This window comes from Inquilinus sp. (assembly GCF_039594555.1).
In the GTDB taxonomy this organism is placed as follows: Bacteria; Pseudomonadota; Alphaproteobacteria; order DSM-16000; family Inquilinaceae; genus Inquilinus.
Genome location: NZ_JBCNNF010000189.1, coordinates 1 through 13,039, shown reverse-complemented (window position 1 = coordinate 13,039; position 13,039 = coordinate 1). Strand labels below are relative to the sequence as shown.

General features: G+C 69.2%; 14 protein-coding genes. 8 read left to right on the top strand and 6 right to left on the bottom strand.

The genetic code is table 11. From position 1 onward, the window contains the following. The first annotated feature begins 323 nt into the window (after positions 1–323). On the top strand, positions 324–1,277 hold the full coding sequence (locus tag ABDW35_RS20045; protein WP_343715649.1) for a DMT family transporter: 954 nt from the start codon (positions 324–326) through the stop codon (positions 1,275–1,277). Here ABDW35_RS20045 and ABDW35_RS20040 read toward each other — a convergent pair. The 4 genes from ABDW35_RS20040 to ABDW35_RS20025 form a co-directional block, all read right to left on the bottom strand. Next, the gene (locus tag ABDW35_RS20040) at positions 1,259–2,524 is read right to left on the bottom strand and encodes a 3-phosphoshikimate 1-carboxyvinyltransferase (RefSeq protein ID WP_343715648.1); all 1,266 of its coding nucleotides are present in this window, start codon (positions 2,522–2,524) and stop codon (positions 1,259–1,261) included. The two genes, ABDW35_RS20045 and ABDW35_RS20040, sit on opposite strands and share 19 nt — an antisense overlap. Before the next feature lie 73 nt (positions 2,525–2,597). Then, positions 2,598–2,942: a cupin domain-containing protein gene (locus ABDW35_RS20035; RefSeq protein WP_343715647.1), complete on the bottom strand. Its 345-nt coding sequence runs from the start codon at positions 2,940–2,942 to the stop codon at positions 2,598–2,600. Beyond that, positions 2,939–3,247, bottom strand: a complete 309-nt coding sequence (locus tag ABDW35_RS20030; protein WP_343715646.1) for an NTF2 fold immunity protein — start codon at positions 3,245–3,247, stop codon at positions 2,939–2,941. Before ABDW35_RS20030 ends, ABDW35_RS20035 begins: the two co-directional genes overlap by 4 nt. A gap of 27 nt (positions 3,248–3,274) precedes the next feature. Then, positions 3,275–4,177 carry a LysR substrate-binding domain-containing protein gene (locus ABDW35_RS20025; protein WP_343715645.1) on the bottom strand — a complete coding sequence of 301 codons (903 nt, stop codon included), beginning with the start codon at positions 4,175–4,177 and terminating at the stop codon, positions 3,275–3,277. A gap of 125 nt (positions 4,178–4,302) precedes the next feature. On the opposite strand from ABDW35_RS20025, the gene argH reads away from it, so the two are divergent. The 4 genes from argH to ABDW35_RS20005 all read left to right on the top strand — a co-directional run bounded on the left by argH (position 4,303) and on the right by ABDW35_RS20005 (position 8,412). Further along, entirely contained in the window at positions 4,303–5,736 is a 1,434-nt protein-coding gene (gene argH, locus ABDW35_RS20020) for an argininosuccinate lyase (RefSeq protein WP_343715644.1), read from the top strand. Between the two features lie 160 nt (positions 5,737–5,896). Further along, a complete protein-coding gene (locus ABDW35_RS20015; protein WP_343715643.1) occupies positions 5,897–6,781 on the top strand; it encodes an amino acid ABC transporter permease in 885 nt (294 codons plus the stop codon). 3 nt (positions 6,782–6,784) lie between these two features. Then, complete coding sequence (locus ABDW35_RS20010) at positions 6,785–7,549, top strand: amino acid ABC transporter ATP-binding protein (RefSeq protein WP_343715642.1); 765 nt, start codon at positions 6,785–6,787, stop codon at positions 7,547–7,549. A 32-nt stretch (positions 7,550–7,581) separates the two neighbouring features. Continuing rightward, the gene (locus ABDW35_RS20005) at positions 7,582–8,412 is read left to right on the top strand and encodes an ABC transporter substrate-binding protein (RefSeq protein WP_343715641.1); all 831 of its coding nucleotides are present in this window, start codon (positions 7,582–7,584) and stop codon (positions 8,410–8,412) included. 241 nt (positions 8,413–8,653) lie between these two features. On the opposite strand, the gene ABDW35_RS20000 is transcribed toward ABDW35_RS20005, so the two are convergent. Then, entirely contained in the window at positions 8,654–9,814 is a 1,161-nt protein-coding gene (locus tag ABDW35_RS20000; RefSeq protein ID WP_343715640.1) for a patatin-like phospholipase family protein, read from the bottom strand. A gap of 193 nt (positions 9,815–10,007) precedes the next feature. Between ABDW35_RS20000 and ABDW35_RS19995 the strand changes: the two genes are divergently transcribed. The 3 genes from ABDW35_RS19995 (at position 10,008) to ABDW35_RS19985 (ending at position 11,661) form a co-directional block, all read left to right on the top strand. Then, positions 10,008–10,757 (top strand): acetoacetate decarboxylase, encoded by a 750-nt coding sequence (locus ABDW35_RS19995; RefSeq protein ID WP_343715639.1) that lies wholly within the window; start codon positions 10,008–10,010, stop codon positions 10,755–10,757. 89 nt (positions 10,758–10,846) lie between these two features. Next, the gene (locus tag ABDW35_RS19990) at positions 10,847–11,263 is read left to right on the top strand and encodes a low affinity iron permease family protein (RefSeq protein ID WP_343715638.1); all 417 of its coding nucleotides are present in this window, start codon (positions 10,847–10,849) and stop codon (positions 11,261–11,263) included. A 71-nt stretch (positions 11,264–11,334) separates the two neighbouring features. Then, the gene (locus ABDW35_RS19985) at positions 11,335–11,661 is read left to right on the top strand and encodes a hypothetical protein (protein WP_343715637.1); all 327 of its coding nucleotides are present in this window, start codon (positions 11,335–11,337) and stop codon (positions 11,659–11,661) included. A gap of 206 nt (positions 11,662–11,867) precedes the next feature. On the opposite strand, the gene ABDW35_RS19980 is transcribed toward ABDW35_RS19985, so the two are convergent. Then, complete coding sequence (locus ABDW35_RS19980; protein ID WP_343715636.1) at positions 11,868–12,857, bottom strand: glutathione S-transferase family protein; 990 nt, start codon at positions 12,855–12,857, stop codon at positions 11,868–11,870. Between the last annotated feature and the right edge of the window lie 182 nt (positions 12,858–13,039).

Below are 13,039 nucleotides of genomic sequence, written 5' to 3'. Positions count from 1 at the left end.
ACGCCCCTGGTTTTATTGTGAACCGTGTGGCGCGGCATTACTATCTGGAAGCTATGTTGCTGGCCGAACAACAGGTAAAGGGAACTCAATTTTATAGTTGTCATGCCCGGGCTTGACCCGGGCATCCAGAGATGTCGAGGCCGCTCTGGGTGGCCCCTGGATTGCCGGGTCAAGCCCGGCAATGACAGGAAAGAGAGACGTCACCCCTTGCTAGACCATCCGGTGCCGCCTGTGCCGTGACGCTTTGTCGGGCCAGTCCTGCACCCGGATTGCACCGCAAGAACCGGGTGGCGGGCCATGTCGGTCTCGGCGAGAACAGCGGCATGAGCACCACCAAACCCGCAGCCCCGCCCGCGATGGCTTTCGCCGACTGGCTGCTGCTGATCGCCCTGTCGGTCGCCTGGGGCGGCTCCTTCTTCTTCTCCAAGGTGGCGGTGGCCGAGCTGCCGCCGCTGACCATCGTCCTGGTCCGGGTCGGGCTGGCGGCGCTGGCGCTGCTGCCGGTGCTGCGCCTGGCCGGCCTGGCGCTGCCGCGCGACCGCGGCACCTGGGCCGCCTTCTTCGGCATGGGGCTGCTGAACAACCTGATCCCGTTCTGCCTGATCGTCTGGGGCCAGACCCGGATCGGCAGCGGCCTCGCCGCCATCCTCAACGCCACCACGCCCTTGTTCACCGTGCTGGTCGCGCATGTCCTCACGACGGAGGAGAAGCTGACGCCGAAGCGGCTGGCCGGCGTGCTGCTCGGCCTCGCCGGCGTCGTCGTGCTGATCGGCCCGCAGGTGTTGGGCGGGCTGGGCGGCGAGGTCACGGCGCAGATCGCGATCCTCGGCGCCGCCCTGTCCTACGCCTTCGCCGGCATCTTCGGCCGCCGCTTCCGCAAGCTACCGCCGATGGTCACGGCCACCGGCCAGGTCAGCGCCACCACCGTGATGATACTGCCGGTCGTCGCCCTGGCCGACCGGCCCTGGACCCTGCCGATGCCCAGCGGCACGACGCTGTTGTCGCTGGCCGGGCTGGCGGTGCTCAGCACCTCGCTGGCCTATGTCCTCTACTTCAAGCTGCTGTCCCGGGTCGGCGCCACGAACACGGTGCTGGTGACGCTGCTGATCCCGCCCAGCGCCATGCTGCTCGGCCATTTGGTGCTGGGCGAGGTGCTGTCCGGCCGCGCCTGGGCCGGGATGGCGCTGATCGGGCTGGGCCTGATCGCAATCGACGGCAGGCTGTTCGCGAAGCTGTGGCGGGCGGTCGGGTCGCCCGGTCAGGCGACCTCATCGTAGGTGACGCCTAGCGAGGCCAGCGCATCCCAATAGCCGGGATAGGTCTTGGCGACGCAGCCCGGGTCGAGGATGGTGATGCTGCCGATCTTCAATCCGGCCAGGGCGAAGCTCATGGCGATGCGGTGGTCGGCATAGGTCTCGATCCGGGTCGGCAGCACCTGGCCGGCGAGGGCGGGGTCGGAGGCCACGATCAGGTCGTCGCCCTCCTCGCGGCCCAGGCCGGGGCGGATGCGCGACAGCTCGGTCGCCAGCGCCGCGACGCGGTCGCATTCCTTGACCCGGAGATTGGCAATGCCGGTGAAGCGCACCGGCGTCTGGTTGAACGCCGCCAGCACCGCCAGGGTCGGCACGGCGTCCTGCATCTGAGAGCCGTCGATCACCGCCGGCAGGTGCGGGAACCGGGCGATCAGCGCCTGGGCCTTGGCGTCCGGCTGTGTAAAGGCGGCGGCCGGCACGCCCAGGTCGATGGCGCCGCCGGTCAGCACCTCGGCTCCCCACAGATAGGTTGCGGCCGAGGCGTCGGGCTCGATCACATGGTCGACGGCGCGGTAGCCGGTCGGCTGCACCCGCCAGATGGCCTCGTCGATCGCATCGACCTCGGCGCCGAAGGCGCGCATCGCCGCGACAGTGAGATCGACATAGCCGCGGGCGCCGATCTCCTTGCCCGTCAGCGCCACCTCGACCGGGCCGGTGCCGCAGGCGGCGGCCATCAGCAGGGCGGAGATGTACTGGCTGGACAGGCCGCCATCGATCTCGACCCGGCCGGGGGCGAAGGGGCCGTGGCCGCGCACCGTGACCGGCGGGTATCCGCCCGTGTCGGTGATGTCGATGCCGAGCGAGCGCAGCGCCTGCACCAGCGGGCCGATCGGCCGCTTGCGCATATGGGCGTCGCCATCCACCACCACGGTGCCGTCGACCATGGTCACGGCGGCCGTCAGGAAGCGGGTGGCGGTGCCGGCATTGCCCAGGAACAGCGGTTCGGCCGGGGCCTGCAGCCGGCCGGTGCCGGTGACGGTGAAGCTGGTGTCGTCCGGCTCCTCGACCGTCACCCCCATGGCCCTCAGGGCGGCGGCCATCAGCTTGGTGTCGTCGCTCTTCAGCGCGCCGGTCAGGCGGCTGGTGCCGCGGGCCAGCGCCGCCAGCAGCAGGACGCGGTTGGTGATCGACTTCGACCCCGGCGGGGTGACGCGGCCGGTCAGCGGCCGGCCCGGCGCCTTGATCGTCAAACCGTTTGCGCGCGCATCCATGCCGGCCGTCCAACTCTCGCGGGTGATCATCCTGGTCTAGCGATCCCCGCAGCCTCGAACCAGCGCGATCGGCTCATTCGAGCCATTCGGTGATGAAGCTGCCGTTCTCGTGGATGTCGATGGTCTGCAGCGGGCCGGGGCCGGGATTGGTGAATTTGTGCGGCGTGTTCGCCGGCACCACCACGATCTGCCCGGCCTCGGCCAGGATCTCCTGGGTGCCGAGCGTGAACAGGGCGCGGCCGGCGCGGATGATGAAGGTCTCGGAGTAGGGGTGGCGGTGCAGCTTCGGCCCGCCGCCGGGCTCGGCCCGGTCGAAGAAGATCACCGAGACATTGGCGCCGCGCTTGCCGAGCTGGATCTCGCCGTGCCAGCGCTCGGGGTCCTCGGCCCATTCACGGCGGTCGATGACGGGGTTCATGGGAATCCTCCGACTGTCGCAAATCTGGTGATCCTGCAGTCTGCTTTTGAAATGACGATCTCGGTGTAGCCGTCTTGTAAACCGGTGGGGCTTTGTCCTGGATTGAGTGCGTCCGGAGTGCCCTTCACCAACCATGATGGCCCGAGGTCAATCACCTGCAACGGCAATTGCTTCTTTAGCCTCTCGTCGCCGATCTCCTTTCTGAAGAGTGCTTCGGCAACTGTGAGCGCCAACTGCGAATCCACGAGGCCGCCGCCCGCAGCGTGCCTCAGGACCATGGACAAATCGGATGATTGCTCGGTCACAGCTTCATCCTCCCGTCGTTACCCAGACTACATCCCCGACCCGAGCGTCCGGGCCTCGCCCAGCAGCCAGTCGCGGAAGGCGACCAGGCCGGGCCGCGGCGTGCGGTCGGCCGGCACGGTGAACCAGTAACCGTGCCGGCTGTGGAAGCCCAGGCCCGCCGGGTTGACCAAGCGCCCGGTCGACAATTCCTCGCCGATCAGGCAGCGCGGCACCAGGGCCAAGCCCTGGCCCGCGATCGCGGCGCGGATCACCAGCGCGTAGAAGCCGAAATGCACCATATGCGCCGGGGTGAACTCGGCCAGCCCCTGGGCCTCGGCGAATTCGCTCCAGCGCAGCGGCGTGTGGCGGTGGTCCAGCACGGTGTAGCGGCGCACATCCTCGGCCGTGGCGATGCCGCCCATCCGGGACAGCAGCGCTGGCGCCCCGACCAGCGCGACGTTGCGGCCGAACAGGTACTCCGCCCGCTGGCCCGGCCAGTCGCCCTCGCCGAAGCGGAACACGCCGTCGGCCTCCTCGACCGTGTCGCCGGTGGCCTGGGTGGTGAACTGCACCTCCAGCTCCGGCCGCGCCTTGGCCAGCAGCGACAGGCGCGGCACCAGCCAGCGGTCGCCCAGGATCGGCAGGACATGCAGCCGGATGGCGTTGGGCGACCCGCGCAGCGCCGCGATCCGCCCGGCTGCCGTCTCCAAGGCCCCCAGCGCGATCCGCGCCTGCTCGACATAGATCCGCCCGGCCGGGGTCGGCACCAGGCCGCGGCCGGTGCGGGCGAACAGGGGCAGGCCGGCGATCTCCTCCAGGCTGCGCAACTGCTTGCTGACCGCACTCTGGGTCAGATGCACGCTTTTCGCCGCCTCGGAGGCCGAGCCGTGCTCGACCAGCGCGGCCAGGACGCGCAGGGCGGTGGTGGAGGGCAGGGGGATCGACGACATCTCTCGGCTATGACCATTCGGACTGGCGCGTACGATATTCCATTCCGGACTATCGCAGGGAAATCATTTCCATTGTCGCTCCCCCTGCGGCTTGCCAGCATCCGCGGCCGAACAGGGAGCCGAGCATGACCGAACCGACCCGTCTCTGGGGCGCCCGCTTCCGGGCCGCGCCCGCGCCGGAGCTGATGGCCCTGTCGCGCTCCGACGCCAGCCATTTCCGCCTCGCCCCCTACGACCTCGCCGCCTCCGCCGCCCATGCGCGCGAGCTGGTGCGGGCCGGCATCCTGACCGCGGCCGAGGGCGAGACGATCGCCGCCGCCCTGATCGACCTGGCGCGCGACACCGCTGCCGGTGCCGTGAAGCCGAACCAGGGCGACGAGGACGTGCACACCTTCCTCGAGCGCGTGCTGACCGAGCGGCTCGGCGCCCTCGGCGGCAAGCTGCGCGCCGGTCGCTCCCGCAACGACCAGGCGGCGAACGACCTGAAGCTCTACCTGCGCGACGTCGCCCGCCGCCTCGCCGGCCACGTGATGGCGCTGCAGCAGGCGCTGGTGGCGCAGGCCGAGGCGCATGTCGAGACCCTGGCGCCGGGCTTCACCCATCTGCAGCCGGCCCAGCCGGTGACCTTCGCCCACCAGCTGCTGGCCCATGCCCAGACCTTCGCCCGCGATGTCGAGCGGCTGCAGGACTGGGACCGGCGCAACGCCCGGTCGCCCCTCGGCGCCGCCGCGCTCGCCGGCTCCGCCATTGCCCTGCGCCCCGACCTGTCGGCGGCCGAGCTGGGCTATGACGGCCCGTGCGAGAACTCGATCGACGCGGTCGGCAGCCGCGACCATGTGGCCGAGTTCCTGTTCGTCGCCGCGATGCTGTCGGTGCATCTGTCGCGGCTGGCGGAGGAGGTGTTCCTGTGGTCGTCGCGCCAGTTCCGCTGGGTCGAGCTGGACGACGCCTACGCCACCGGCTCCTCGATCATGCCGCAGAAGAAGAACGCCGACATCGCCGAGCTGACGCGCGGCCGGGCGTCTCGGCTGATCGGCGGGCTCACGGCCATGCTGACGGCGCTGAAGGGCCTGCCCTTCGCCTACAACCGCGACTTGGCCGAGGACAAGCGCGCCGCCTTCGAGGCGGTCGACACGCTCGACGCCGTGCTGCCGGCGATGGCCGGGATGCTGCGCACGATGCGGGTCAATGTCGAGGCGCTGAAGCGCCAGTCGGTCGAGGGCTTCACCCTGGCGACCGAGGTGGCGGACTGGCTGTCGCGGCGCGGCGTGCCGTTCTCCGAGGCGCATGAGATCACCGGCGCCCTGGTCCGGCATTGCGAAGACCGCGGCATCGGGCTGGAGGACCTGGCGGATGCCGACCTGGCGGCCGTCGATCCGCGGCTGGCGCCGGAGATCCGGGCCTGCCTGACGCCCGAGGCCGCGGTCGCCGCCCGGTCGGGCCATGGCGGCACCGCGCCCGAGCGGGTGCGGGAGCAGCTGGCGCGGCTGCGCGAGCTGCTGGTCGAGCAGGACAGTTGGGCCCAAGCCTATGATGGCCCGCGCGAGCCTGCCCGATAATGCTACTGGTGCGGCCGCCTGATGTCGGTTTCTGCGCTTCCGGTGCTCGCGGACGACCATGTCCGCTGCGCTCCGGTTCTCGAAACCGCCACCAGTCGACTCACACCAGCGCATTCTCGAACAGGCTCGGACCGCATCTGAAGGGGCTGGGGGAAAAGGGATGACCGACACCACGACCGGGGCCTCGCCCTATTCCATCGCCCATCTGCGCCATGTGCCGCGCCGGCACTATGGGCGCTGGGTCGCGGCGGCGCTGATCCTGCTGGCGCTCGCTGCGATCGTGAAGGCCTTCGCCGAGGGCCAGATCGCCTGGGCCGTGGTCGGCCAGTTCTTCACCGCGCCGGCGATCCTGTCCGGCCTGGCCAACACCATCCTGATGACGGTCTGCGCCATGGCGCTGGGCATCGCGCTCGGCGTCGTGTTCGCCATCATGGTGATGTCGCCCAACCCGGTGTTGAAGACCGTGGCCGTCGGCTATATCTGGTTCTTCCGCGGCACGCCGCTGCTGCTGCAGCTGCTGCTGTGGTTCAACCTGGCGCTGGTGTTCCCGACCATCGGCATCCCCGGCCTGATCGAGGGGCGGACGGTCGACCTGATCACGCCCTTCGTCGCGACGCTGCTGGGCCTCGGCATCAACCAGGGCGCCTACACCGCCGAGGTGGTGCGCGGCGGGATCCTGTCGGTCGATCTCGGCCAGACCGAGGCGGCCAAGGCGATCGGCATGACCCGGCTGGTGGCGCTGCGCCGGATCGTGCTGCCCCAGGCGATGCGGGTGATCATCCCGCCGGTCGGCAACGAGGTGATCAGCATGGTCAAGCTGACCTCGGTCGCCAGCGTCATCCAATACGCCGAGATGCTGCGCAACGCCCAGACCATCTACTACGCCAACGCCCGGGTGATCGAGCTGCTGATCGTCGCCGCGATCTGGTACCTGGTGGTGGTCACGGTGCTCAGCATCGGCCAGCACTTCCTGGAGAAGCATTTTTCACGCGGCCGCGGTGATCGTTGGACCAAGCGGACCCTCGACCAGCCGAAGGAGGCCTGAGCCATGCCGCCGATGGTGGTCGCCGCCGAAATCCACAAGCATTTCGGGTCGCTGCACGCGCTGCAGGGCGTGTCGCTGGAGGTCGAGCGCGGCGAGGTGCTGTGCATCATCGGCCCCTCCGGCTCGGGCAAGAGCACTCTCTTGCGCTGCATCAACCAGCTGGAAAGCGTCGATGGCGGCGCCGTCTGGGTCGATGGCGAGCTGGCCGGCTTCCGGCGCGAAGGCGATGCCCTCTATGCCCTGACCGACCGCGAGGTGGCGCGCCAGCGCCTGGCCAGCGGCATGGTGTTCCAGCGCTTCAACCTGTTCGCGCACCTGACCGTGCTGGCCAACATCATCGAGGGCCCGGTCACGGTGCAGAAGCGGCCGAAGGCCGAGGCGGTGGCCGAGGCCATGGCCCTGCTGCAGCGCGTCGGCCTGGCCGACAAGCGCGACGCCTATCCGGCCGAGCTGTCCGGCGGCCAGCAGCAGCGCATCGCCATCGCCCGCGCTTTGGCGATGAAGCCGAAGCTGATGCTGTTCGACGAGCCGACCTCCGCCCTCGACCCCGAGCTGGTGGGCGAGGTGCTGGCGGTGATGCGCGACCTCGCCGCCAGCGGCATGACCATGATCGTGGTGACGCATGAGCTGGGCTTCGCCCGCGAGGTGGCGAACCGGGTCGTGTTCATGGACCGCGGCCGGATCGTCGAGATGGGCCCGCCGCAGCAGGTGCTGGGCAGCCCGCGCGAGCCGCGCACCCGCGACTTCATCGCCGCCGTCCTGTCGTGACCGGCGGACCCAGAACAACAGGAGAGGCTTCCATGAATCGTATCGCCCTGCTCGCCGCCACGGCGGCCGTCGCCGCGCTGGCCGCCACATCTGCCAATGCACAGACCGTGCCCGACCGGATCAAGCAGGCCGGCAAGATCGTCATCGGCACCAACAACAACTACCCGCCGATCATCTTCAAGGACCCGGCGACCAACGAGCTGCAGGGCGTCGACATCGAGCTCGGCCGCGCGATCGCCAAGCAGCTGGGCGTCGAGGCCGAGTTCCAGGAGATCGCCTTCGCCCAGATGCTGCCGTCGCTGCAGACCGGCCGCATCGACATCGTCATGGCGGGGATGAGCGACACGCCGGCGCGGCGCGACATCGCCGATTTCGTCGACTACATGAAATCCGGCGCGCAGTTCTACACGATCACGGCGCTGGCCGATCAGATCAAGTCGACCGACGATTTGTGCGGCAAGACCGTGGGCGCCAGCCGCTCGACCAACTGGCCGCAGCAGATCGGCGAGTGGAGCGACGCCAACTGCGTCGCCAAGGGCAAGCCGGCGATCACCGTGGTCGGCACCGAAGGCTCGGCCGATGCCCGCACCCAGCTGAAGACCCAGCGCCTGCAGGCCGCGGCCCAGGGCAACGAGACGCTGCCCTATTTCCAGAAGCTGGAGCCGGACACCTATGTGCCGATCGGCGCGGCTTTCACGGAATCCCTGGTCGGCATCCCGGTGCTGAAATCCGAGCCGCAGCTGCGCGACGCGGTCAAGGCGGCGGTGGAGAAGCTGCAGGCCGACGGCACCTACGACCAGATCCTGGCCAAATACGGCCTGCAGGCGAACAAGCAGCCGGTCGCGCTGAACCAGGGGCAGTGAGGGGCGGCTCTCGCCCTTCCTACACCGTCATCGCGAGCCCCGCAGGGGCGTGGCGATCCAGCGGCACCGACCCCTGGATCGCCACGTCGCTTCGCTCCTCGCGATGACGTCGATACTACCTTCATTGTCATTGCCGGGCTTGACCCGGCAATCCAGGCGGCCAGCGCCGCTCTTGATGGCCCTTGGATCCTCGGGTCAAGCCCCAGGATGACAATTGAGAGGGGCAGGCGCAGCCCCGCCCTCAATCCTCCAGCCGGTGCACGTCGTGGATGACGATGCCCGCGCCCTCCGGCGGCATCTCCATCCACTGCCGGCGCTTCAGCGTCCGCCTCGTGTCCTCGTAGCCGCTCTGCCAGTGCTCGCGCATCGAGGTGCCGGAGAATTCGTGGTCCTTGGCGTGGCCCTCATAGGCCTTCTGCTGGTAGATCAGGTGCAGGATGGTGATCTCCGGCAGATGCGCCAGCTCGTCCCGCAGCCGCCGCTCCTCGTCGGTCAGCGACTCCGCCGGCGCCTTGGCCAGGGCCTGGGCCAGCCGCGTCTTCCACAGATGCAGCCGCTTGTAGAGATCCGTCGTGTAGCGGGTGCGCGACGAGTACATTATGTCCTTGTGCCGGGCCATCACGTCGTTCATGTCGCGCGGCAGCTGCCCCCGGGCGCTGAACAGGTCGACCTGGAACACCAGCGTGTTCAGCCCGCCATCCTGGTCCAGCAGGTGCTGCAAGGGCGTGTTGGAGACGATGCCGCCGTCCCAGTAATGGTCGGTGCCGATCTTGACCATCGGCAGGGCCGGGGGCAGGGCGCCGCTGGCCATCACGTGGTCCGGCCCGATCTCCTCCTCGGCGCTGTCGAAATAGGTGAAGTTGCCGGTCAGCACATTGACCGCGCCGACCGCGAAGCGCACCGGCCCGGCATTGATCCGGTCGAAATCCACCAGCTCGGCCAGGGTCTCGCGCAGCGGCGCGGTGTCGTAATGGCTGGTCGCGCTCTTCGCCCCGGCCAGGCTGAGCCACGGGCTGACCGGATGCGGCGAGAAGAAGCCGGGCTGGCCCTGCGCCATGGTCATCCAGGTGCTGGTGGCGTTGCGCAGCTGGCGGAACAGGTCGCCATCCGGCGTGTAGTGCCAGATCTTGCGATCGGTGATCCGCTCCCAGAACGCCCGCAGCCGGTCCAGCCGCCGCTCCGGCGGATTGCCGGCGATGATCGCGGCGTTGATGGCGCCGATCGACACGCCGGAGACCCAGTCCGGCTCGATCCCGACCTCGTGTAGCGCCTGGTACACCCCGGCCTGGTAGGCGCCGAGCGCGCCACCGCCCTGCAGCACCAGGGCGACGCGGTCGCAGCGGTCCGGCCGCCACCCCCTCTCGGGGATATCCTGCTGGGCAACGGGGCTCTTGGCATCCATGGCGGCCGGTCTCCTGCTCGCGGGCAGCGCACGATAGGCCGGGATGGATGACGGGCTGATGACGGGACGGTCGCCGGCGGCCCGTCCCGCTGCGATGTCACATCACTGTCGGAAGACTGTCGCGGGAGTATCCGCGCTGCCCCTCTATGAACCGCTGCGGCCGGGTCGCGGCCGTTCGGTGAAAGGTGAGACCATGCGGATCCAGGACGTCCTCCGTCTGCCGTCGATGCCCGCGGCGGGCCCCAGCTATCCGGCGGGGCCGTACCGCTTCGTCGATCGCGAATACATGATCATCACCTACGAGACCGACCCGCAGGTGATCCGCGACCAGCTGCCGGAGCCGCTGGAGCCGCTGGAGCGGCCGGTGGTGCATTACGAATGGATCCGGATGCCGGACAGCTCGGGCTTCGGCAGCTACACCGAATCCGGCATGGTCATCCCGTGCAAATTCCGCGGCGAGGAGATGAGCTTCGTCGCCCAGATGTATCTCGACGACGATCCGCCGATCGCCGCCGGCCGCGAGATCTGGGGCTTCCCGAAGAAATACGCCCATCCGAAGCTGCAGATCGTCAAGGACACGCTGACCGGCACGCTGTCCTATGCCGACCAGCTCGTGGCCATGGGCACCATGGGCTACAAGCATGAGAGCATGGCCGGCAACGGCGAGCGGACGATGGCGACGCTGTCGCGCACCCAGGTCAATCTGAAGCTGATCCCCGGCGTCGACGGCCGGCCGGAGGTGTGCCAGCTGGTGGCCTACAACCTCGTCGACATCACCCCGAAGGGCTCCTGGATCGGGCCGGCGCGGCTGCACCTGGTGCCGCATGTCAACGCGCCGGTGGCCGACCTGCCGGTGCGCCGGGTGCTCGGCGCCCACCACCTGATCGCCGACCTGACGCTGCCCTATGGCCGCGTGCTGTACGACTACAACCGTCCGGACTAGGGGGCGGCCGGACGGACCGCCGCCTCGCTCCGGCACGATCCGGCCCGCCGTCCCGTTGTCATGGCATCCGTTCCGCGTTGGAGGATGCCATGAAGGACGCCCCCTGGTTCACCCGCTTCGCCAACCGGGTCTCGCAGCTCGCCGGCCACCCCGCCACCTTCGGGGTGGCGGCGGGGCTGATGGTGGTGTGGGCCGCGCTCGGCCCGCTTGCCGGCTTTTCCGATGTCTGGCAGCTGACCGTGAACACCGGCACCACCATCGTCACCTTCCTGATGGTGTTCCTGATCCAGAACACCCAGAACCGCGACACCGCGGCGCTGCAGATCAAGATCGACGAGCTGATCCGCGCCACCGAGGTGGCGCGCAACTCGATGCTCGACCTCGAGGAGCATTCCGAGGAGGACCTGCGCGAGCTCCGCAAGGAGTATTGCAAGCTCGCGGCCGAAGCCCGGGGCGAGCGGGACCGCGAGCGCCAGCGTCAGCGGGAAAACCGCATGGAGTCTTGATGCCGGGATGGAGCAAGGTCGCGCTCCGCCGGGCCCGCGACGACGCGACGGGCCGGTCCAGGATGACGATCATGCACGAGACGGAAGCGCCGGCCGGGACGGTCTGGCAGCGCACCGACCCCGACTCCCGCCGCCGCATCGCCAGCTTCGGCATGCGATTCGGCATGGTGCTGGCGCTGCTGGCCGTGACCGCGCTGCCCGGCAGGCGCTCGCTGGCCGACATGCTGGCGCTGCTGCAGATGGTGATGTTCCTGTCCGCGATCTGGACCGGGCTGTTCGCCTGGGTCGCGCGCGAGGCGCCGCGGCCCGGCCGCCTGACCCTGTGGGACGAGGCCCTGGCCTTCACCGCCCTGTTCCTGGCGGTGCGGATCCTGCGGACAGCGGTGCTGGGGGTGTGAGTGCAGGGCGCGGCCCGACCCGGTCTCGCGTTCGTCACTGGATGGGCCGGAGCCACCCCCTCACCCGAAATCGCTGCGCGATTTCGACCTCTCCCCGAGGAGAGGTGAAGGACCGTTCACCTTATTTCCCTCTCCTTGGGGAGAGGGAGGGGCCCGCCGCGTTGGCGGCGGGAGGGTGAGGGGGATCGGACCTCACCGTCCGAGAACTACGCCGCCTCCGCCAGCCGCTCCCGGCCATGCGGCGCCGACAGGTCCAGAATCGGTCCCTTCGGCACGATGCCGGTCGGGTTGATGGTGTGGTGGCTCTCGTAATAGTGGCGCTTGATATGGGTCATCTCGATCGTCGCCGCCACATGCGGGCGCTGCGCGATCTCGCGGGTGAAGCCCCACAGCGCCGGATATTCGTGCAGCGGCCGCAGGTTGCACTTGAAGTGGCCGTGATAGACCGGGTCAAAGCGCAGCAGGGTGGTGAACAGCCGGATGTCGGCCTCGGTCAGCCGGTCGCCGACCAGCCAGCGATGCGCCGACAGATGCGCTTCCAGCCGGTCCAGCGTCTCGAACAGCCGGGTCACGGCCTCCTCATACACCGCCTGGTCGGTGGCAAAGCCGGCCTTGTAGACGCCGTTGTTCACCCGGTCATAGACCTCGGCGTTGATGGCGTCGATCTCGGGCAGCAGCGCGGCCGGCGACAGGTCGACCGACCGGTCGGCCCACGCGTTGAACTCCGAATTCAGCATCCGGATGATCTCGGCCGACTCGTTGTTGACGATCGTGCCGGTCTGCTTATCCCACAGTACCGGCACGGTGACCCGGCCGGTGTAGTCCGGCTTGGCCAGGGTGTAGACCTCGTGCAGCGCCGCCTTGCCGTTGACCCGGTCGCCGGTCGCGCCGGGGGAGCGCACGCCGGTGCGGATGTCGGCGAAGGTCCAGCCCTGCTCGCCCATGAACGGGTCGACGGCGTCGACCGATATCACATCCTGCAGCCCCTTCAGCGCCCGCACGATCAGGGTGCGGTGCGCCCAGGGGCAGGCGTAGCAGACATAGAGGTGATAGCGGCCGGGCTCGGCCTTGAAGCCCGAGCTGCCATCGGCGGTCACCTTGTTGCGGAAGGCGCTGTCCTGCCGCACGAAGCGCCCGCCGGTCGATTTGGTGTCGTACCACTGGTCGGTCCAGCGGCCCTCGATCAGCAGGCCCATCGCATCCTCCTTCGGCCGCCGGGACGGAGCCCGGCGGCGCTATCCTAACAGCCCAGAGCCCGTTCGAGACTGCGCTGGCGTGAGTCGGCTGGCGGTGGTTTCGAGAACCGGAGCGCAGCGGACGTTAAAGTCCGTGAGCACCGGAAGCGGAGAAACCGCCGTCAGACGGCCACGCCAGTAGC

Coding starts and splice junctions, on each gene's coding strand:
- ABDW35_RS20045 (WP_343715649.1), top strand. CDS start 324: ATGAGCACCACCAAACCCGCAGCCCCGCCCGCGATGGCTTTCGCCGAC.
- ABDW35_RS20040 (WP_343715648.1), bottom strand. CDS start 2,524: ATGGATGCGCGCGCAAACGGTTTGACGATCAAGGCGCCGGGCCGGCCG.
- ABDW35_RS19985 (WP_343715637.1), top strand. CDS start 11,335: ATGCACGAGACGGAAGCGCCGGCCGGGACGGTCTGGCAGCGCACCGAC.
- argH (WP_343715644.1), top strand. CDS start 4,303: ATGACCGAACCGACCCGTCTCTGGGGCGCCCGCTTCCGGGCCGCGCCC.
- ABDW35_RS19995 (WP_343715639.1), top strand. CDS start 10,008: ATGCGGATCCAGGACGTCCTCCGTCTGCCGTCGATGCCCGCGGCGGGC.
- ABDW35_RS20000 (WP_343715640.1), bottom strand. CDS start 9,814: ATGGATGCCAAGAGCCCCGTTGCCCAGCAGGATATCCCCGAGAGGGGG.
- ABDW35_RS20005 (WP_343715641.1), top strand. CDS start 7,582: ATGAATCGTATCGCCCTGCTCGCCGCCACGGCGGCCGTCGCCGCGCTG.
- ABDW35_RS20035 (WP_343715647.1), bottom strand. CDS start 2,942: ATGAACCCCGTCATCGACCGCCGTGAATGGGCCGAGGACCCCGAGCGC.
- ABDW35_RS20010 (WP_343715642.1), top strand. CDS start 6,785: ATGCCGCCGATGGTGGTCGCCGCCGAAATCCACAAGCATTTCGGGTCG.
- ABDW35_RS20015 (WP_343715643.1), top strand. CDS start 5,897: ATGACCGACACCACGACCGGGGCCTCGCCCTATTCCATCGCCCATCTG.
- ABDW35_RS19980 (WP_343715636.1), bottom strand. CDS start 12,857: ATGGGCCTGCTGATCGAGGGCCGCTGGACCGACCAGTGGTACGACACC.
- ABDW35_RS20025 (WP_343715645.1), bottom strand. CDS start 4,177: ATGTCGTCGATCCCCCTGCCCTCCACCACCGCCCTGCGCGTCCTGGCC.
- ABDW35_RS19990 (WP_343715638.1), top strand. CDS start 10,847: ATGAAGGACGCCCCCTGGTTCACCCGCTTCGCCAACCGGGTCTCGCAG.